The sequence below is a fragment of the Halomonas marinisediminis genome, from assembly GCF_004347715.1.
Classification (GTDB): Bacteria; Pseudomonadota; Gammaproteobacteria; order Pseudomonadales; family Halomonadaceae; genus Halomonas; species Halomonas icarae.
In genome coordinates, this window is the sequence record NZ_SLTR01000004.1 from 1 (window position 1) to 19742 (window position 19742).

Below are 19742 nucleotides of genomic sequence, written 5' to 3' on the forward strand. Positions count from 1 at the left end.
CCAACAGGCTGCGCCTTTTTCGTTCAAGGCCTTGCTATGTAATGGCTGCTATCCGGGAATGGGGAATCAATACGCCTTGTGCCGCAAGATGCAGCGGAACACGGCATCTGCCATAATCGCCGGCTTTGCTTCCATCCCGTCAGCAACCCTGGAGAGTCTCTGTGAGTCTGGCCATCTTCGACCTGGACAACACGCTGCTGTCGATCGACAGCGACCATGCCTGGGGCGAGTTCCTGCTCGAGCAGGGCGCCGTCGACCCTGTGGCCTACCGTGAGGCCAACGACCGCTTCCTGGCCGATTACGAGGCCGGCAATCTGGACATGCAGGCGTTTCTCGAGGTGGCGCTCAGGCCCCTGGCCGAGAACAGCCCGGAACAGCTCGCCGCCTGGCACCAACAGTTCATGGTCAGCAAGATTGAGCCGAATATCCTGCCCAAGGGGGAGGAGTTGCTGGCCCGCCACCGCTCACGGGGCGATACCCTGCTGATCATCACCGCCACCAACCGCTTTATCACCGGCCCCATCGCCGAGCGTCTGGGGGTCGATGACCTGATCGCAGTGGAGCCCGAGATCATCGACGGCCACTACACCGGCAGGGTGAGCGGCACGCCCAGCTATCGCGAGGGCAAGGTGAAGCGCCTGGATGAGTGGCTGAGCGACAAGGACCTGACCCTCGACGAGGCCTGGTTCTACAGCGACTCTCACAATGATCTGCCGCTGCTGGAGGTGGTGGAGTACCCGGTGGCCGTCGACCCCGACGACACCCTGCGCGAGGCCGCCGAGGCCCGTGGCTGGCGGATCATGAGCCTGCGCGATTGATCCGGCTGCGCCGGATCAGACGTAGGAGCCGGATTTATCCGGCGAGAACTTCAGCCACGCCTATCGCGCGATAAATCGCGCTCTTACATGGATGGCGCCATAGCCCGCCGTAGAGATCAGAAAAACACGAAGCCCCGCCAGGAAAAGAACCTGGCGGGGCTTTTCGCGCGATAAATTGCGCACCTGCGGCTTACCGCGTAAGGCGTATGGCTGGATTTAGCCCAGCAGGTGCTCCACGGCGGCACGCTCTTCACGCAGCTCCTGCTCGGTGGCGTTCATGCGCTCGCGGCTGAACTCACCGATCTCCAGGCCCTGCACGATCTCGTACTGACCGTTCTTGCACACCACCGGGTAGGAGTACATGATGCCCGGCTCGACACCGTAGCTGCCGTCGGCGGGGATACCCATGCTGACGATACCGTCGCTGCCCAGCGCCCAGTCACGCATGTGGTCGATGGCCGCCGAGGCTGCGGAGGCCGCGGAGGAGGCACCACGGGCCTTGATGATGGCGGCGCCGCGCTGCTGCACGGTGGGGATGAAGTCGTTCTCGTACCACGCCTGATCGACCAGCTCCAGGGCCGCCTTGCCGTCCACCTTGCAGTGGGCCAGGTCCGGGTACTGGGTGGCGCTGTGGTTGCCCCACACGATCATCGACTCCACGTCGGTGACATGCTTGCCGACCTTCTGGGCCAGCTGGGTCTTGGCGCGGTTGTGGTCCAGACGCATCATCGCGGTGAACTGACCCGGGTTCAGGTCCGGCGCGTTGCAGGAGGCGATCAGCGCGTTGGTGTTGGCCGGGTTGCCCACCACCAGCACCCGCACATCACGGCTGGCATTATCGTTCAGGGCCTTGCCCTGCACGGAGAAGATCGCGGCGTTGGCTTCCAGCAGGTCCTTGCGCTCCATGCCCGGACCACGCGGACGCGCTCCCACCAGCAGGGCGAAATCGGCGTCCTTGAAGGCAACATTGGGGTCGTCGGTGGCGACGATCTCCTGCACCAGCGGGAAGGCACAGTCGTTGAGCTCCATGACCACGCCGTTCAGGGCGTCCATGGCCGGGGTGATCTCGAGCAGCTGCAGGATGACCGGCTGGTCCTTGCCCAGCATGTCGCCGGAGGCGATGCGGAAGGCCAGGGAGTAGCTGATCTGGCCGGCGGCGCCGGTAATGGCAATGCGAACGGGTTCTTTCATGGTGGCTCCTTGGGTTGTCAACGCGCGGGTTGTCGCCGTGAGGACGAGCCGGGCGGGCAACGAGCCCGCTCTGGCCTGAAAACAAACCGCCAAGATGGTATGCCTGCAGTGCACAAAACTCAATGCACCAAAGGTGAGGAGTGAGCAAGCAGGGTGCGACAAACGAGTGTATGAGAATAGCTCCCGGGAATAGTATGCTGGCGGCTTCATGCTCGTTGATGGACCACCCGCATGCCCCGCGACCGCCTTCCGCCACTCCCCGCCCTGCTCGCCATCGGACTGGTCATCCTGCTGCTCGCCTGGTTGCTGCTGGGTGACATTCAGGGCTTTCGTGATGCGCCGCCGGAGCCCCCTTCGGCCGCCGAGGCAGACGCCGAGCCGCCCCGGGTGGAGGTGGCGCTCCGTGAGGCCGAGACCCATGCCCCCACCCTGGTGTTGCAGGGCGAGCTGGAGGCGCACCGCACGCTGGAGCTGCGCGCGCGCCACACCGGGCGCGTGGCCGCCTTGCCGGTGGCGGAGGGCAGTTCGGTCGAGGCAGGAGAGCTGCTGCTCGAACAGGCCCAGGAGGAACTGCCCGCGCGGCTGGCCCAGGCCGAGGATGCCCTGACGCTGGCGCGGGCCGAACTGGCCGGCGCCGACTCCCTGCGCCAGCGCGGGTTGATCTCGCGCACCGACTACCTGCGCCTGAAGGCCAATGTCAGCGCTGCCGCCGCGGAGCTGGCCGTCCTGCGGCGCCAGCGCGACGACACCCGCCTCACCGCGCCCTTCTCCGGCACCCTGGACCGGCTCGATGTTGAGCCCGGCGAGTTGCTGCAAGCGGGCGAGCACTGGGGGCGACTGGTAGACGACTCGCGGCTCACCGCGGTGGCGTCGGCGCCGCAGCAGGACGCCCTGGCCCTCGAGGCGGGCCAGCCCGCCGAGCTGCGGCTGCTGGATGGCTCGCGGTTGAGTGGGGAGGTGAGCATGGTAGCCCGCCGCGCCGATGAGGCCACACGCAGCTTCCGGGTCGAGGTCAACGCCGACAATCCCGAGGGACGCCGCCTGGCCGGCGCCAGTGCCACCCTGGCGATCACCCTGCCCGAGCGTCGCGTGCATCGCCTCTCGCCGGCCCTGCTGGCGCTCAATCCCGACGGGGAGTTGGCCGTCAAGCACCTCGACGCTGATAACCGGGTGGTGCAGACCCCGGTCACGCTGGTGGACGCCGATCTCGAGAGCGCCCGGGTGGCCGGGCTGCCCGATACCGTTCGGCTGATCACCCTGGGGGCCGGCATGGTGGAGGTCGGCGAGCCCGTCACCCCGGTCACGCCCGATGCCTCTGAGGGTAACGGCGAAAAGCCCACCAGCGGCACAAGGAATCGCTAAGATGCGCCAGCTGATCGCGGCCGCTCAAGCACGTGCCCGCACGACCCTGATGCTGTTGAGCGCCCTGCTGCTGGCGGGCCTGGCCGCCTGGCAGGCGATCCCCAAGGAGGCCAACCCCGACGTCGCCATCCCGATCATCTATGTCGCCATGAGCCTGGAAGGGGTCAGCCCCGAGGATGGCGAGCGGCTGCTGGTGCGCCCCATGGAACAGGAGCTGCGCAGCATCGAGGGACTACGCAAGATGACCTCCCAGTCCAGCGAGGGCCATGCCTCGGTGACCCTGGAGTTCGACGCCGGCTTCGATGCCGACCAGGCCCTCACCGATGTGCGCGAAAAGGTCGATATTGCCAAGGCGGAGCTGCCCTCAGAGGCGGACGAGCCCCGCGTCGTGGAGGTCAATGTCAGCCAGTTCCCGGTACTCTCCATCGGCATCTCGGGATCCGTAGCCGAGACTGAGCGCGTGGCCATCGCCCGACGCATCCAGGAGGAGATCGAGGGCATCGCCGAGGTGCTGGAGGTGGATATCGGCGGCGACCGCGAGGAGCTGCTCGAGATCGTGGTCGATCCCCTGGTGCTGGAGAGCTATGGCGTCGACTTTGCCACGCTGTTCAACCTGGTCAGCCGCAACAATCGCCTGGTGGCCGCCGGCAGCCTGGACACCGGCGCCGGCCGGCTGGGCATCAAGGTGCCCGGGGTGATCGAGACCCTGGAGGATGTGATGGCCATGCCGGTGAAGGTGGATGCCGACCGGGTGGTCACCTTCGGCGACGTGGCCATCATCCGCCCCACTTTCAAGGACCCCGAGGGCTATGCCCGCATCGATGGTCAACCGGCGCTGGTGCTCGAGATCTCCAAGCGCGCCGGCGCCAATATCATCGCCACCGTGGAGCAGGTACAGGCTCTGTTCGCCCAGGCCGAGGGGCTGATCCCCGAGGGCCTCGAGATCACCACCATCACCGACCAGTCCGAGTTCGTCGAGGACATGCTCTCGGAGCTGCTCAACAATGTGGTCACCGCCGTGGTGCTGGTGCTGATCGTGATCCTGGCCGCCATGGGGGCGCGCAGCGCCATGCTGGTCGGCCTGACGATTCCCGGCGCCTTCCTCAGCGGTATCCTGATGATCTGGGCGGTGGGCTACACCCTCAATATCGTGGTGCTGTTCGCGCTGATCCTGGTGGCCGGCATGCTGGTCGATGGTGCCATCGTCGTGAGCGAGCTGGCGGACCGGCATTTGCACCAGGGCATGGCGCCCCGCCAGGCCTGGCTGGAGGCGGCGAGTCGCATGAGCTGGCCGGTGATCGCCTCCACCGCCACCACCCTGGCGGTCTTCATGCCCCTCCTGTTCTGGCCGGGCCTCGTCGGCGAATTCATGAAGTATCTGCCGGCCACGGTGATTCTGTGCCTGCTCGCCTCCCTGGCCATGGCCCTGGTGTTTCTGCCGACCCTGGGTGGCGTGTTCGGCGCCCGCCAGGCCTCGTCTCATGCCGCACCGCTTGGAGCCACCGCCGGCGGCCGCCTCTACCGCAGCGCCCTGTCGCGGCTGCTCGCCCACCCGGCACTGACCCTGCTGTTCACGCTGCTGTTGATGGCGCTGATCTATACCGCCTATGCACGCTTCAATCATGGCGTGGAGTTCTTTCCCAGCGTGGAACCCGACTCCGCCCAGGTGGTGGTGCGCACCCGCGGCGACTTTTCCATCGAGGAGAAGGACGCCATGGTGCGGCGGGTAGAGGCCCGGCTGGCCGGCATGAGCGAGGTCGAGGCGCTCTATGCGCGCTCCTTCGCCAACCCCGGCACGCAGCTCGGCGCCGACGTCATCGGCGTGCTGCAGTTCCAGCTGATCGACTGGCACCGCCGCCGCCCGCTGACCGAGATCTTCGCCGAGATGCGTGAGCGCACCGCCGGCCTGCCCGGCCTGGCACTGGAGTTCCGCGAACAGCAGATGGGCCCCGGCGAGGGCAAGCCGATCGTGCTGGAAATCAGCGGCCAGACGCCGAAGCTGGCCGACCAGGCGGTGGAGCGGCTACGCCAGCTGATGAACGAGCTGGGGGGCTTTCGCGATATCGAGGATAATCGCAGCCTGCCCGGAGTGGAGTGGCGGGTCATCGTCGACCGCGAGGCGGCGGCACGCTTCGGCACCGACGTCAGCAGCGTGGGCAGCGCGGTGCAGCTGCTGACCACCGGCGTTCAGGTCGCCAGCTACCGCCCCGAGGGGGTCGACGACGAGGTCGATATCCGGATCCGGTTGCCGGAAGGCGACCGCACCCTCGACCAGCTGAGCCGGCTGAGCCTGAATACCTCCCGGGGCCAGGTGCCACTGTCGCACTTCGTTTCGGTGGAGCCGGCACCCAAGGTGGGCACCCTGCACCGCATCGATGGGCGTCGCGCCATTACTCTCGAGGCCGACGTGACGCCCGATGCCGGCGCCGACGAGCGTCTGGGCGCCCTGCTCGAGGCCGCGGGTGAGCCGCCCGAGGGGGTGCAGGTGAATGTTGCCGGAGAGCAGGAGGATCAGCAGGAGGCCAGCCGCTTCCTGGCGGGCGCCTTTATGGTCGCCATCGGGCTGATGGCGCTGATCCTGGTGACCCAGTTCAACAGTTTCTATCAGGCGGGGCTGGTGCTTTCGGCGATCATCTTCTCCACCGCAGGCGTGCTGCTGGGGCTGCTGGCCAACGCCCAGCCCTTTGGCATCGTGATGGTGGGGATGGGCATCATTGCCCTGGCGGGGATCGTGGTGAACAACAATATCGTGCTGATCGACACCTACAACCAGCTGCGCGACGAGGGGCTGGCGCCCTTCGATGCCGCCCTGGAGGCGGGTAGCCTGCGCCTGCGACCGGTACTGCTGACCGCGGTCACCACGGTGCTGGGCCTTCTGCCCATGGTACTGGGGATCAACGTCGACCTGTTCGCCCCCAGCCTGGGGATCGGCGCCCCCTCCACCCAGTGGTGGACCCAGCTCTCCAGCGCCATCGCCGGCGGACTGACCTTCGCCACCGGGCTGACGCTGCTGCTGACGCCGTGCATGCTGGTGCTTGGCGGACGCTTCGAGCACCGAACGAAAACTATCGCGCGATAAATCGCGCTCCTACGGGCGGGAGGCGGCCTCGGCCCGGGCCGCATCCGGCGCATGGCGGGCGTGAATCCGGCCGATCAGCTCATCCTCCAGGGCGAAGCGTTCGCTCAGGCCGTGGGCCAGGCGTTCCAGCCAGGCGGGCAGGCGCCCGAGATTCTGGCGGACACGGCCCGGGCTGGCATATTCGGCATCGAAGTCGAGCACCAGCCCGGTGGACATCTCGAGACGTTCCAGCAGGCGATCGGCCAGGTCCAGCGCCGAGTCATCCTCGAAGGCACGGGCTTCCTCGCGCAACTGAGGGTAGATCTCGAAGTGGCCGGCGCTGATATAGTCCATCAGCAGTTCGCTGAAGACATCGATGCGCTCCTTGGTGACCGCTTCCAGCTCGGCATCACTGATCTCCTTGAGCTCGACGAAGTCGACCAGCAGCTCACGACGCTGATCCAGCCAGCGATCGATCAACTTGTGTACACCACCCCAGCGCTCAAGAGCGCTCTTGCAGTCTTCCAGCATGGGGGCCTCCGTTCGTTGGGTCGAGCAAGGTACCGAGGGCGTCCAGCGCCCGGCCGGGTCAGCAACAGAGTCGCGCTACCGAGGTGGGCTGTCAATCCTGTCGGAATAAACGCGCAGGGCCCTCATCGTCAAGAGGACCATTGCGACCATATTCCATTGCCTTACGATCATGTTTCCTTGGTAGTCTATGTCGATGCCAACAACACCACGCTACTCCTGAGGTTCTTCATGAAACAGCTCGCTCGCCTGGGTCTCGGCCTGCTGCTCTCCACCGGCCTTGCCACCGCCCACGCCGAAGAGGTCAAGATCGGCATGATCACCACCCTTTCCGGGGGTGGCTCGCACCTGGGTGTCGATGTGCGCGATGCCTTCCTGCTGGCCATCGAGCAGTCGGGGCGCGACGATATCGAGGTGCTGGTAAAGGACGATGCCCGCAAGCCGGACCTGGCGCGCAACCTGGCCAACGAGTTCATGCAGCGCGACGAAGTGGACCTGATGACCGGTATCATCTGGTCCAACCTGGCCATGGCCGTGGTGCCCTCCGTGGTGCGCCAGGGAACGTTCTACCTGTCGCCCAATGCCGGCCCCTCGGCCCTCGCTGGCCGGATGTGCCACGAGAACTACTTCAACGTCGCCTATCAGAACGACAATCTGCATGGTGCCATGGGGGCCTGGATGAAGGAGCAGGGCTATGAGCGACCGCTGATCATGGCCCCCAACTATCCGGCAGGCACCGATGCCCTGGCCGGCTTCAAGCACCTCTACGAAGGGGAGGTCGCCGACGAGCTCTACACCCAGATGGGCCAGACCGACTACGCCGCCGAGATCGCCCAGATCCGCGCCAGCGATGCCGACAGCCTGTTCTTCTTCCTGCCCGGCGGCATGGGCATCTCCTTCATGAAGCAGTGGCAGAACGCCGGGGTAGACCTGCCGGTATTCGGCGCCGCCTTCTCCTTCGACGAGACCCTGATCAAGGCGGTGGGCGAGGCCGCCATCGGCGCCAGGAATACGTCGCTGTGGGCCTACGACCTGGACAACGACACCAGCCGCGCCTTCGTCGAGAGCTTCCAGCAAGCCTACGATCGCATGCCGACCCTGTATGCCGCCCAGGGCTTCGATACCGCCAACCTGATCCTCTCCGCCCTGGAGCAGGCCCATCCCGACGACCAGGACGCCTTCCGCGAGGCGCTGCGTGAGGCGGACTTCGACTCGGTGCGCGGTGAATTCCGCTTCGGCCCCAATCAGCACCCCATCCAGGATATCTATGTGCGTGAGGTGGTCGCCGGCGAGGATGGCGAGCCGACCAACCGCCTGCTCGATATCGCCGTCGAGGATATCCAGGATATCTATTATCCCGACTGCAAGATGTAAGAGGTGAGCGCCGCTGCGCGGCTGGTGAGGGGTGAGCGCGCTTCGCGCTTGTGAGTGGTAAGCGCTTCGCTTGTGAGGAGTGAGGGGTAAGCGCCGCTGCGCGGCTGGTGAGGGGTAACTCCTTACGCCTCACCACTCACCACTCACCATTCACCACTCACCGCTCACCACTCACCACTCACGGATTTAAGCGCTTGTCAGCCACCCTGTTTCTCGAACAACTGATCAACGGCCTGCAGCTGGGCACCATGCTGTTTTTAATGGCCAGTGGCCTGACCCTGGTGTTCGGGGTCATGGGGCTGATCAACCTGGCCCACGGCTCCTTCTACATGGTGGGGGCCTACCTGACCGCCGCGGTCACCGCCGCCAGTGGCTCCTTTATGCTCGGCCTGGGGGCGGGGCTGCTCGGGGCCGCCGCAGTGGGGGCACTGGTGGAGCTGATCGTGATCCGCCGCCTCTACCACCGCTCGCATCTCGATCAGGTACTCGCCACCTTCGCCCTGATCCTGATCTTCTCCGAGGGCACCCGCTGGCTGTTCGGTGCCTCGCCTCTGTGGCTGAGCACGCCGGAGTGGCTTTCGGGCTATGTCACCCTCCCCGGCGACGCCCGCTACCCGCTCTACCGGCTGGTGATCATCGGCGTGGGCATCACGGTGGCCGTGGGGCTCTATCTGCTGATCTCGCGGACCCGGCTGGGCATGCGCGTGCGCGCCGGGGAGAGCGACCGCGAGATGATCGGCGCTCTGGGCATCGATATCTCCCGCCTCTACACCGCGGTCTTCGCCCTCGGGGCGGGACTCGCCGGCCTGGCCGGGGCCATGGTCGGAGCGCTGCAGTCGGTGCAGGTGGGCATGGGCGAGCCGGTGCTGATCCTCGCCTTCGTGGTGATCGTGATCGGCGGTATCGGCTCCATCAAGGGCGCGCTGCTGGGCGCCCTGTTGGTCGGGGTAGTGGATACCCTGGGCCGGGTCTTCCTGCCGCTGTTCTTCCGCGGCTTCCTGCCCCCCTCCGAGGCCACCGATGTGGGTGCCGCTCTCGCCTCGATGCTGATCTATATCCTTATGGCCGTCATCCTGGCCTTCAAGCCCAAGGGACTCTTCACCGTCAATGACTGACCCGACACCTTCCAGCACCGCTCTCGAGGACCCGTCCCCCTCCTCGCCTCGCCGCCTCGGCCGACGAGGCGTGGTGCAACTCCTTATGCTCGCCCTGCTGCTGGTACTGCCGGTGGCCGCCGACCTGCTGGGGCACCCCTATTATGTGAGCCTCGCCTCACGCCTGACGCTGATCGCCATGGCCGCGGTAGGCCTCAACCTGGCACTGGGTTATGGCGGCATGATCAGCTTCGGTCACGCCGCCTACTTCGGCCTCGGCGGCTATATCGCCGGCATCGGCGCCTACCACGCCTTCGATGCCACCGCCTTCATGGGCCTGCTGCCCGGCAGCGACAACCTGCTGGTGCTGTGGCCGCTGGCGATGCTCGCCTGTGGCCTGCTGGCGCTGCTGATCGGTGCCGTCTCGCTGCGCACTTCCGGGGTCTACTTCATCATGATCACCCTGGCCTTCGCCCAGATGGTCTACTACTTCGCCAACTCCTGGCCCACCTACGGCGGTCAGGATGGCCTGCCCATCTACCTGCGCAACCAACTGCCTGGACTCGACACCCAGGACCCGCTGACCTTCTTCCTGATCTGCTTCACCGGCCTGGTGCTGGCCATGGCGCTCACCTCGCGGCTGATGGGCTCACGCTTCGGTGCGGCGCTGACCATGGCACGGCTCAACGAGACCCGCCTGGCCACCGCCGGCATCTCCCCCTACCCCATCCGCCTGCTGGCCTTCGTGGTCTCAGCGGTGATCACCGGCCTGGCCGGTGCGCTGTATGCCGATCTCAACGGCTTCGTCAGCCCCAGCATGCTCAGCTGGCACATGTCCGGCGAGCTGATGGTGATCGTCATCCTCGGCGGGGTCGGCCGCCTCTACGGCCCCCTGGCCGGGGCCGTGCTGTTTATCGGCATGGAGACCCTGCTCGGTGGAGTGACCGAGTACTGGCAGCTGTTTCTCGGCCTGGTGCTGCTCGGCGTGGTGCTGTTCGCCCGTCACGGCGTGATGGGCTGGCTGGACGGGAGTGAGAGCCCTGGGAGAGAGCCCCATGAGTGAGGCGGTGCTGACTCTCGAGGGGCTGCACAAGCGCTTCGGCGCCCTGACGGCCACCGATGATGTCTCGCTCACCCTGCGTCGCGGCGAGATCCATGCCCTGATCGGCCCCAATGGGGCCGGCAAGTCGACGCTGATCGCCCAGATCGCCGGCAACCTGCGCCCCGACGCCGGGCGCGTGCTGCTCGACGGCGAGGAGGTCACCGAGCTGAGCGTCGCCGCCCGTGCCCGACGGGGGCTGGGCCGCAGCTTCCAGGTCTCGTCGCTGGCCGAACCGTTGACGGTGATCCGTAACGTGATGATCGGCGTACAGGCGGTGAGTGGCCATAGTTTCCGGTTCTGGACGCCGGTTCACCGCGACCGTCGCCTGCTGGAGCCCGCCATGGCGGCCCTCGCCCGCATGGGGCTTGAGCATCGCGCCTGGACGCCGGTGGCGGCGCTATCTCACGGGGAACGCCGCGCCCTGGAGGTCGCCTGCGCCCTGGCCCTCGAGCCCCGCGCCCTGCTGCTGGACGAGCCCATGGCCGGCCTGGGACCCGAGGGCTCGGCCCGGCTCACCGAACTACTCGAGTCGTTGAAGCAGGAGGTGCCCATCCTCTTGATCGAGCATGATATGCAGGCGGTATTTCGGCTCGCCGAACGCCTCTCGGTGCTGGTCGCGGGCCGGGTCATCGCCCATGGCAATGTCGATACCATCCGTCGCGACCCGCGGGTCCGCGACGCCTATCTGGGAGAGTGACCCTGATGCTCAAGATGGAGGCCATCGAGACCCGTTACGGCCCCGCCCAGGCCCTGTTCGGCGTGGACCTGGAGGTTCGGGCCGGCCAGATGGTAGCGCTGATGGGGCGCAACGGCATGGGCAAGACCACCACCATCCGTTCGCTCTTCGGCCTGACCCCGGCCCATGCCGGGAACATCCTGTTCGAGGGGCATGATCTGCGCCGGCTACCGCCCCAGCGGATCGCTCGCCTGGGACTGGGGCTGGTGCCAGAGGGGCGACGCTGCTTTCCCAACCTGACGGTGCGCGAAAATCTGCTGGTGGCCGCGCGCCCCGGTGAGTGGACGCTGGCGAGGGTCGAAGGGCTCTTCCCGCGCCTGGGCGAACGCGACCGTCAATCCGCCGCGACCCTCTCCGGCGGCGAGCAGCAGATGCTGGCCATTGGCCGAGCGTTGATGACCAACCCACGCCTGCTGGTGCTCGACGAGGCCACCGAGGGACTCGCCCCGGTGATTCGTCAGGAGATCTGGCACGCCATCCGGCGCCTCAAGGCTCAGGGCCAGGCGATCCTGATTGTCGACAAGACACTGTCGGAGCTGCTGCCAATGGCCGATCACTGCGTGCTGCTGGAGAAGGGGCGCAGCGCCTGGAGTGGCGCGCCCGAAGCACTCACCGAGTCGCTTCGCGACCGCTATCTGGGGGTGTGATAACTCGCACACCCTTTCTCGGGTCCATCGCATCGCGCCGTGAAACCGTTCGGCAGTGAGCATTGGGAGGCACCCCTTGCACCCGCTAACGATGGAATCTCTTGATCGTCTCGGCCAGGCACCCGCCATCGAGATAGTGCTCGAGGATCGAGAAGTGGTCGTCGTCGGGCAGCACGGCGTGCTCCACACCGATGCCCTGTCTCTCCAGATGGGTGGCATACGCTTCCATCTGGCGGGCAAACTCGGTGGACTCCTCGCCGCCCGCGATGAGGCTGACCCGTGTGGGTACCCGGCAGGGCAGGAAGGTGGGGCTGAATTCCGCGACGTCGCGCCCATCGAGCTGTAGCTTGGGCTGCAACCACGACCAGGGAAATGGCCTCAAATCATAGAGACCACTGATGCAGAGTGCCCCGCGCAGCGGGCTTTCCGGCAGGCCATACTCCCCTGCCCAGTCGGTGGCCAGCAGCATGGCACTGAGGTGGCCACCGGCGGAGTGGCCGGAGACGCTGATCTCGGCGGGGTCACAGTTCAATTCATCCGCATGGCGCCAGGCCCAGACCAGCGCGGCCCGTGCCTGACGCACCAGCTCGCCGAAGCGCACCGTCGGGCAGAGCGCGTAGTTGACCACGCCGACCGTGATGCCGGACGCCACCAGGTCATCGACGATAAAGCCGAACTCATGGCTGTCGAGCGAGCGCCAGTAGCCACCGTGGAAGAAGAGATGCAGCGGCGCCCTCTCGCCCTGCCTGAGCCCCTCGGCATGGTAGATATCCAGCCGTTCGGCCAGGCTCGGCCCATAGGGCACATCGAGGGAGACGCGGTGGCGGACCCGTGAAGCCTCGCTGCGCGCCCGCCAGTCGGCGACCAGCGCCGCCCCGTCGCGACCACGCATGGGATCATAGGCGGCGTCGATGGTTTCCTGGGTGGCGAAGTCCCGGTAGAGCATGACGGTTCTCACTGAAGGTTATCGCTGAGGATTATCGCTCGCGGAAGGCCCTGAACAGCAGGCCGAGTGGCGCCAGCGCCAGCACGATAAAGCCCACCAGCGTCCAGCCCGGCAGCGAGACGCCCAGGAACAGGAAGTCGATATCGGCGCACTCGCCGGAGCCCGAGAGCACCATGTTGACCACCTCCTGCAGCGGCAGGATATCCAGCATGTAGTCGAGGCCCGGGCCGCAGCTGGGCACCTCATCGGCAGGCAGCGACTGCAGCCACAGATGTCGCCAGGCCACCCCGATGCCGGCGCCGACCGCCCCCAGGCCCAGCAGGCCGTAGAGTGCCGCCCCGAGGCGACCGACGGGGTTATGGATGGCCGCCACGGCGAACACCAGCCCTGCGGCAATGACCGCCACCCGCTGGAAGATGCACAACGGGCAGGGCTCGAGACCGACAAGATGCTCGAGGCCCAGCGCTACCGCCATCATCACTACACAGAAGGCCAACCCGACGAGGCTCCAGTGGCGTACCTCGAGCCGTGAAAGTACGCTCATCGGCCGGCCCCATCGGTCACCCGTGACTCCCGCGCCCGCTTGAAATAGCCGCTCAGGAAGTCGGCGAAGGAGACGCGGTCCGCGGCTTCGATCTGGGCCTGCTGTTGATGGGAGGTCTCGATCAGCTCGGCAAGGAGTCTTTCACGACCGGAGGCCATGGGTTCATGGCGCAGCTGCTCGGCCTGATCCCGAGCGATCGCCAGGATGACATCGGAGAGCTCCTCGCCACTCTCCTCCAGGCGCGCCAGCAGCTGGCCGGAAGGGGTCAGCGTCGGGTCAGCCAGGCGTGGGGCCATGGCGGCTACGGCGTCGGCATGCGGCGTGTCCTCCTCCAGCCGGTCGAGCAGCTCGGCGACCCCGCGCATCTCGTCGAGAATCTCGCCCCCCCAGTCGGCCACGCTGCGCGGCTTGCCGGCGTGACAGAGGCGTAGCGCAGGATCACGGCCGCGTTCCACCACCAGCTGTCGATTATCGTCGAGCGCCTCGCACTCGGCATCGGGGATCCATGGGCTCTCGGAGAGCAGGCACCACATCACGAAGGTGTCGATGAAGTGGATCTGTGTCTCGTCCACGCCCAGGGTCAGCAGCGGGTTGAGGTCGAGGCAGCGAACCTCGATATACTCCACGCCACGGGCCTCCAGTGCCTGGCTCGGGGTCTCGTCGTGACGGGCTACCCGCTTGGGGCGGATATCGCTGTAGTACTCGTTTTCGATCTGCAGGATATTGGCGTTGAGCTGGCGCCACTCGCCATTTTCATTGACGCCAAGGGCCTCGTAGGCGGGCCATGGCGTGGAGATGGCATGGCGCAGGGTGTTGACGTAATTGGAGAGGGAGTTGAAACAGATCTTGAGCTGCTGCTGCACCTTGTTCTGGTACCCCAGATCCGACATGCGCAGGCTGGTGGCGTAGCGCGAGATCAATGTCTCCTGACCATGGGCCTCGAGCTTGTCGGGTACCCTGCCGTCGGGCAGGAAGCTGCGGTCGATGGCCGGCGAGGCACCAAACAGATAGAGCAGCAGCCAGCTGTGGCGCCGGAAGTTGCGGATCAGGCCGAAGTAGCGCTGCGACCGATAGTCGTTGAACGGGGTGTCGCCGGCACCATCGATATCACGCAGCAGCGTCCAGAGGTCGTCGGGCAGCGAGACGTTGTAGTGCACCCCGGCGATGGCCTGCATGATGCGCCCGTAACGTACGTCGAGCCCCTGACGATAGACCCGCTTCATGGTGCCCACATTGGAGCTGCCGTAGTCGGCGATCGGGATGCTGTCGTTGCCGTCGAGACGCGCCGGCATGCTGGCCGGCCAGATCAGCTCGTCGCCCAGGTAGCGATAGCTGAAGCGGTGCAGGTCGCCGAGAAACGCCATGGCATCGGCGGGCCGGCTGGTCACCGGCGTGATGTACTCCAGCAGCGCCTCGGAGTAGTCCGTGGTGATATGCGGATGAGTCAGCTTGGAGCCCAGCGCATGGGGGTGCTGCGACTGGGCGACGTGCCCCTCGCGGTCGACGCGCAGCCCCTCCTTCTCGAGGCCACGGCGCAGTCGGCTGAACTCACCCTGGCGGGCGGGACCCTCCAGGCGGGAAACGAGACTGGTGAGTGTATCGGACAAGGTAACACCCCTTGTGTTGGAAAGGCGCGGTGGAAGGCGCCGAGGCGGCATGCCACGCGGATAGTAACGCGGATAGTGAGACGGGCGCCCGTGCGGCGCCCGTCAATATGCTGATTATGGTACCTGAACGCTGCCATGCAAAGGTTAGCCGGCTTCTGAGTCAGGCATGATGGATCATCATTGCTTCTGCTTGGCCTTGAGCAGTGCGGCCCCCAGGGCCCCCATCTGCCCCTTGTCGTCGTCACGGGGGTTCCCTCCCTTGCCGCGCCCGCCCTTGCGAGGCGGCTTGTGGCCACCGGGCCTGGCATCCTGCCGGGCCCGCTCACCGCCGCGGCGGCCGGCGCCCTGCTCCTCCGGCTGGTCATCGAGGCGCATGGTGAGGCCGATGCGCGCGCGCTCCAGATCGACGCTCATCACCTTGACCTTGACGATATCGCCGGCCTTGACCACCGTGCGCGGGTCCTCGACAAACTTGTCGGAGAGCGCCGAGATATGCACCAGGCCATCCTGGTGGACACCGATATCCACGAAGGCACCGAAGTGGGTCACGTTGGTGACGCTGCCCTCGAGCACCATGCCGGGCTCCAGGTCCTTGAGGGTCTCGACCCCCTCGCGGAACTCGGCGGCCTTGAACTCGGGCCGCGGGTCACGGCCCGGCTTGTCGAGTTCAACGAGAATATCGGTGACCGTGGGCAGCCCGAAGCGCTCGTCGGCGAAGTCGGCAGGCCTGACGGCCTTCAGGGTAGCGCTGTCGCCGATCAGGCTACCCAGCTCGCGGCCACTTCTTTCGGCGATGCGCTCGACCAGGGGATAGGCCTCAGGGTGCACGGCGCTGGCATCCAGCGGGTTATCGCCGTTCATGATGCGCAGGAAACCGGCGCACTGCTCGAAGGTCTTGGGGCCCAGGCGGCTGACATCGAGCAACTGCTTGCGGCTAGCGAAGGGGCCCTCGGCATTACGCCGCGCGACGATGGCCTCGGCCAGTGCCGGAGAGAGGCCCGCCACCCGGGAGAGCAGCGCACTGGAGGCGGTGTTGAGATCGACCCCGATGGCGTTGACGCAGTCCTCGATCACCGCCTCCAGGCTACGCGACAGCTGCACCTGGGAGACATCATGCTGGTACTGGCCCACCCCGATGGACTTGGGCTCGATCTTGACCAGTTCGGCCAGGGGATCCTGCAGGCGCCGGGCGATGGAGACCGCACCGCGGATGGTGACATCCAGATCGGGCAGCTCCCGGGCGGCATACTCCGAGGCCGAATAGACCGAGGCACCGGCCTCACTGACCATCACCTTGGCGAGTGAGCGCCTGCCGGCCAGCTGCTTGACCAGGTCGCCCGCCAGACGGTCGGTCTCGCGGCTGGCAGTACCGTTACCCACGGCAATCAGCGCCACATCGTGGCGCTCCACCAGCTGGGCCAGCTCGGCCAGCGAGGCGTCCCAGGCATTACGGGGCGCATGGGGATAGATGGTGGTGTGAGCCAGGAACTGACCGGTGGCATCCACCACCGCCACCTTGCAGCCGGTACGCAGGCCGGGGTCGATGGCAAGGGTGGCCTTCTGGCCCGCCGGAGCCGCCAGCAACAGGTCCTTGAGGTTGGCCGCGAAGACCTCGATGGCCTCGAGCTCGGCCCGCTCACGCAGCCGGCCCAGCAGCTCGGTCTCGAGATGGGTATAGAGCTTGACCCGCCAGGTCCAGCGCACCACGTCGCGCAGCCACTTGTCGGCGGCACGCCCCTCATCATGGATGGAAAAGTGTTTGGCAATGGCCACCTGGGCGGGATGGATCGGTGCCTCCTCCTCACCCGGCAGGCGGATCGCCAGCGTCAACACGCCCTCGTTGCGGCCGCGGAACATGGCCAGGGCCCGGTGCGACGGCACCTTGGCCAGACGCTCATCATGCTCGAAGTAGTCGGAGAACTTGGCGCCCTCACGCTCCTTGCCCGGAATCACTCGGGCACTGAGCTCGCCTTCGCTCCACAGCCGCTCGCGCAGTCGGCCGACCAGTTCGGCATCCTCGGCGAAGCGCTCCATCAGGATCTGGCGGGCGCCGTCCAGGGCCGCCTTGGTGTCCTCCACTGCAGGGGTATCACCCTCCGCGGGGCGCAGATAGCCCGCCGCCTCGGCCTCGGGGTCGAGGGTCGGATCACTCAGCAGGGTATCGGCCAGTGGCTCGAGCCCGGCCTCCCGAGCGATCTGGGCCTTGGTGCGGCGCTTCTTCTTGTAGGGCAGGTAGAGGTCTTCGAGGCGCTGCTTGGTATCGGCGGCCTCGATCAACCCGGCCAGCTCGTCGGTCAGCTTGCCCTGCTCGTCGATGGTCGCCAGCACCGTGGCCCGGCGCTCCTCCAGCTCGCGCAGATAACTCAGACGCTCATGGAGGTGGCGCAGCTGGGTATCGTCGAGACCACCGGTGACCTCCTTGCGATAGCGGGCAATGAAGGGCACGGTCGCCCCGCCGTCGAGCAGCTCCAGCGTGGCGGAGACCTGCTGTGGACGAATGGATAACTCTTCGGCGAGGCGCGCGGTAATGCGTTTGGTGGCGTCCATGTAACCCCTTCACTGATGCTCGATAATCAATCGCGACAAGGTATCACAAACGCCGAAGCGAGCCACGCATGGGTCGCCCAACGACTTTAGTCCAAGCGTTCGCTTGGTTCTTGGACAGCCGGCATCGAATCCGGCTAGATTCTTGAGACGCCTGAGGAAAGCAACGACTCACCGCGGGGGAGCCCCCTTCGACGGACCAGAAAAACGATAAACGCCAACGTCCACGCCAACACCACAACAGCTCAACAGCTCAACAGCTCAACAGCTCAACAGCTCAACAGCTCAACAGCTCAACCATCACTGCAGCTCAACCATCACAATAAAGGAGCCGTGCCATGCCGACCGCCGATAGCGCGTCCAACCTTGCCAGCTTTCTTGCCGCCCGCGACTTCCTGATCGAGCACCGCGAGGACTACACCACCGCCTGCCGCGATTTTCGCTGGCCACGCTTCACCGAATTCAACTGGGCGCTGGACTACTTCGATGTCATGGCCCGCGACAACGATGCCCCGGCGCTGTGGATCGTCGAGGAGGATGGCCGCGAGGCACGCCTGAGCTTCGCCGAACTGGCCAGCCGCTCCAACCAGGTCGCCAACTGGCTGCGTTCGCTTGGGGTGAGGCGCGGCGAGCGGGCGTTGCTGATGCTGGGCAACGAGGTGCCGCTATGGGAGGTGATGCTGGCCGCCATCAAGCTGGGCGCCGTGATCATTCCCGCCACCCCCATGCTGACTGCCGAGGATCTCGACGACCGTATCGTCCGCGGCGAGGTCAAGCACCTGGTCATCGGCACCGAGCACCTCGCCAAGTTCGAGGGCCGGCATCGAGATCTGACGCGTATTGCGGTGGGTGGCGCCGAACCCGGCTGGCATGATTTTGCCGACTCGCACCAGAGCAGTGAGGCCTTCACGCCTGACGGCCCGACGCCCGCCGACGACCCCATGCTGCTCTACTTCACCTCCGGCACCACCTCGCAGCCCAAGCTGGTCACCCATACCCACCAATCCTATCCGGTGGGGCATCTCTCAACCCTCTACTGGATTGGCCTGCAGCCGGGGGACCGTCACCTAAACATCAGCTCCCCCGGCTGGGCCAAGCACGCCTGGAGCTGTTTCTTCGCGCCCTGGAACGCCGGCGCCTGCGTCTTCCTGTACAACTACAGCCGCTTCGACGCCCCCGCCCTGCTCGATGTGCTGGCGCGCTACGAGATCACCACCCTGTGCGCCCCGCCCACCGTCTGGCGCCTGTTGATCCAGCAGGATCTGGCGGCCCATCGGGTCGCCCTGCGCGAAGCGGTCGCCGCCGGTGAGCCGCTCAACCCCGAGGTCATCGAGCAGGTGCGTCGGGCCTGGGGGCTGACCATCCGCGACGGCTTCGGCCAGACCGAGACCACCGCCCAGATCGGCAACTCGCCCGGCCAGCCCCTCAAGTCTGGCTCCATGGGGCGCCCGCTTCCCGGTTACCGGGTGGCGATGCTCGACGCCGAGGGCAAGCCGGCCGGCGAAGGGGAAGTCGCCCTGGCGCTGGGCGAGGATCGCCCCGCCGGCCTGATGGTGGGCTATGCCAACGACCCGGAGCGCACCGCCGCCGCCATGCAGGGGGGCTACTACCGCACCGGCGATGTCGCCAGCATCGATGAGCAGGGCTATATCACCTACGTGGGCCGAGCCGACGATGTCTTCAAGGCCTCCGACTACCGTATCAGCCCCTTTGAGCTGGAGAGCGTGCTGATCGAGCATCCGGCGGTGGGGGAAGCGGCCATCGTGCCGAGTCCGGACCCGGTGCGCACCTCGATACCCAAGGCCTATATCATTCCCGCCGCCGGCCATGAGCCCAGTGCCGAGCTGGCCCGGGATATCTTCGCCTTCACCCGTGAGCGCCTGGCGCCCTACAAGCGTATCCGGCGCCTGGAGTTTGCCGATCTGCCCAAGACGATCTCGGGCAAGATTCGTCGTGTGGAGCTGCGTCAGGCCGAAGCCGACAAGGCCAGCGATCAGCGAGGTGAACTGGAATTCTTCGAGGATGATTTTCCGGATTTGAAGGGCTAGCGGAAGGTGTGAGCCCGCCGTAGGGGCCGGGTTTATGCGTGGTCCGGCATACCAGCGATGGAAGCCATCGCGCACCGTAGAACGGATGCCATCGCACACCGTAGGAGCGCGATTTATCGCGCGATTCAAAGAACCCGGCACCG

General features: G+C 66.3%; 15 protein-coding genes. 9 read left to right on the forward strand and 6 right to left on the reverse strand.

The window, feature by feature from the left end; all coding sequences use genetic code 11:
- Window positions 1-161: 161 nt before the first annotated feature.
- A complete protein-coding gene (locus E0702_RS04610) occupies window positions 162-818 on the forward strand; it encodes an HAD family hydrolase (RefSeq protein ID WP_132041810.1) in 657 nt (218 codons plus the stop codon).
- A gap of 216 nt (window positions 819-1034) precedes the next feature.
- On the opposite strand, the gene E0702_RS04615 is transcribed toward E0702_RS04610, so the two are convergent.
- Complete coding sequence (locus E0702_RS04615; RefSeq protein WP_132041811.1) at window positions 1035-2009, reverse strand: malate dehydrogenase; 975 nt, start codon at window positions 2007-2009, stop codon at window positions 1035-1037.
- Window positions 2010-2240: 231 nt separating this feature from the next.
- Here E0702_RS04615 and E0702_RS04620 point away from each other — a divergent pair, with 231 nt between their 5' ends.
- Entirely contained in the window at window positions 2241-3371 is a 1131-nt protein-coding gene (locus E0702_RS04620) for an efflux RND transporter periplasmic adaptor subunit (protein ID WP_132041812.1), read from the forward strand.
- A 1-nt stretch (window position 3372) separates the two neighbouring features.
- Window positions 3373-6450 (forward strand): efflux RND transporter permease subunit, encoded by a 3078-nt coding sequence (locus E0702_RS04625; protein WP_132041813.1) that lies wholly within the window; start codon window positions 3373-3375, stop codon window positions 6448-6450.
- A gap of 9 nt (window positions 6451-6459) precedes the next feature.
- Here the strand turns inward: E0702_RS04625 and rsd are convergent, their stop codons facing one another.
- Complete coding sequence (gene rsd / locus E0702_RS04630; protein WP_132041814.1) at window positions 6460-6960, reverse strand: sigma D regulator; 501 nt, start codon at window positions 6958-6960, stop codon at window positions 6460-6462.
- 228 nt (window positions 6961-7188) lie between these two features.
- Between rsd and E0702_RS04635 the strand changes: the two genes are divergently transcribed.
- The 5 genes from E0702_RS04635 to E0702_RS04655 all read left to right on the forward strand — a co-directional run bounded on the left by E0702_RS04635 (window position 7189) and on the right by E0702_RS04655 (window position 11910).
- Window positions 7189-8331, forward strand: a complete 1143-nt coding sequence (locus tag E0702_RS04635; RefSeq protein WP_132041815.1) for an ABC transporter substrate-binding protein — start codon at window positions 7189-7191, stop codon at window positions 8329-8331.
- Between the two features lie 194 nt (window positions 8332-8525).
- Complete coding sequence (locus E0702_RS04640; protein WP_132041816.1) at window positions 8526-9446, forward strand: branched-chain amino acid ABC transporter permease; 921 nt, start codon at window positions 8526-8528, stop codon at window positions 9444-9446.
- A gap of 73 nt (window positions 9447-9519) precedes the next feature.
- Window positions 9520-10488: a branched-chain amino acid ABC transporter permease gene (locus E0702_RS04645; RefSeq protein WP_306766902.1), complete on the forward strand. Its 969-nt coding sequence runs from the start codon at window positions 9520-9522 to the stop codon at window positions 10486-10488.
- Window positions 10481-11224, forward strand: coding sequence for an ABC transporter ATP-binding protein (locus tag E0702_RS04650; protein WP_132041818.1), 744 nt, complete (start codon window positions 10481-10483; stop codon window positions 11222-11224). Before E0702_RS04645 ends, E0702_RS04650 begins: the two co-directional genes overlap by 8 nt.
- A 5-nt stretch (window positions 11225-11229) precedes the next feature.
- The gene (locus tag E0702_RS04655; protein ID WP_132041819.1) at window positions 11230-11910 is read left to right on the forward strand and encodes an ABC transporter ATP-binding protein; all 681 of its coding nucleotides are present in this window, start codon (window positions 11230-11232) and stop codon (window positions 11908-11910) included.
- 85 nt (window positions 11911-11995) lie between these two features.
- On the opposite strand, the gene E0702_RS04660 is transcribed toward E0702_RS04655, so the two are convergent.
- From E0702_RS04660 to E0702_RS04675, 4 genes are all read right to left on the reverse strand, one after another.
- Window positions 11996-12856, reverse strand: coding sequence for an alpha/beta hydrolase (locus tag E0702_RS04660; RefSeq protein WP_132041820.1), 861 nt, complete (start codon window positions 12854-12856; stop codon window positions 11996-11998).
- Between the two features lie 31 nt (window positions 12857-12887).
- Window positions 12888-13400 (reverse strand): disulfide bond formation protein B, encoded by a 513-nt coding sequence (locus tag E0702_RS04665; protein ID WP_132041821.1) that lies wholly within the window; start codon window positions 13398-13400, stop codon window positions 12888-12890.
- Window positions 13397-15058 carry a glutamate--cysteine ligase gene (gene gshA, locus E0702_RS04670; RefSeq protein WP_132041822.1) on the reverse strand — a complete coding sequence of 554 codons (1662 nt, stop codon included), beginning with the start codon at window positions 15056-15058 and terminating at the stop codon, window positions 13397-13399. The genes E0702_RS04665 and gshA overlap by 4 nt, the downstream gene beginning before the upstream one ends.
- A gap of 126 nt (window positions 15059-15184) precedes the next feature.
- A complete protein-coding gene (locus E0702_RS04675; protein ID WP_132041823.1) occupies window positions 15185-17554 on the reverse strand; it encodes a Tex family protein in 2370 nt (789 codons plus the stop codon).
- A gap of 335 nt (window positions 17555-17889) precedes the next feature.
- Here E0702_RS04675 and E0702_RS04680 point away from each other — a divergent pair, with 335 nt between their 5' ends.
- Entirely contained in the window at window positions 17890-19599 is a 1710-nt protein-coding gene (locus E0702_RS04680) for an AMP-binding protein (RefSeq protein WP_132041824.1), read from the forward strand.
- Window positions 19600-19742 lie beyond the last annotated feature (143 nt).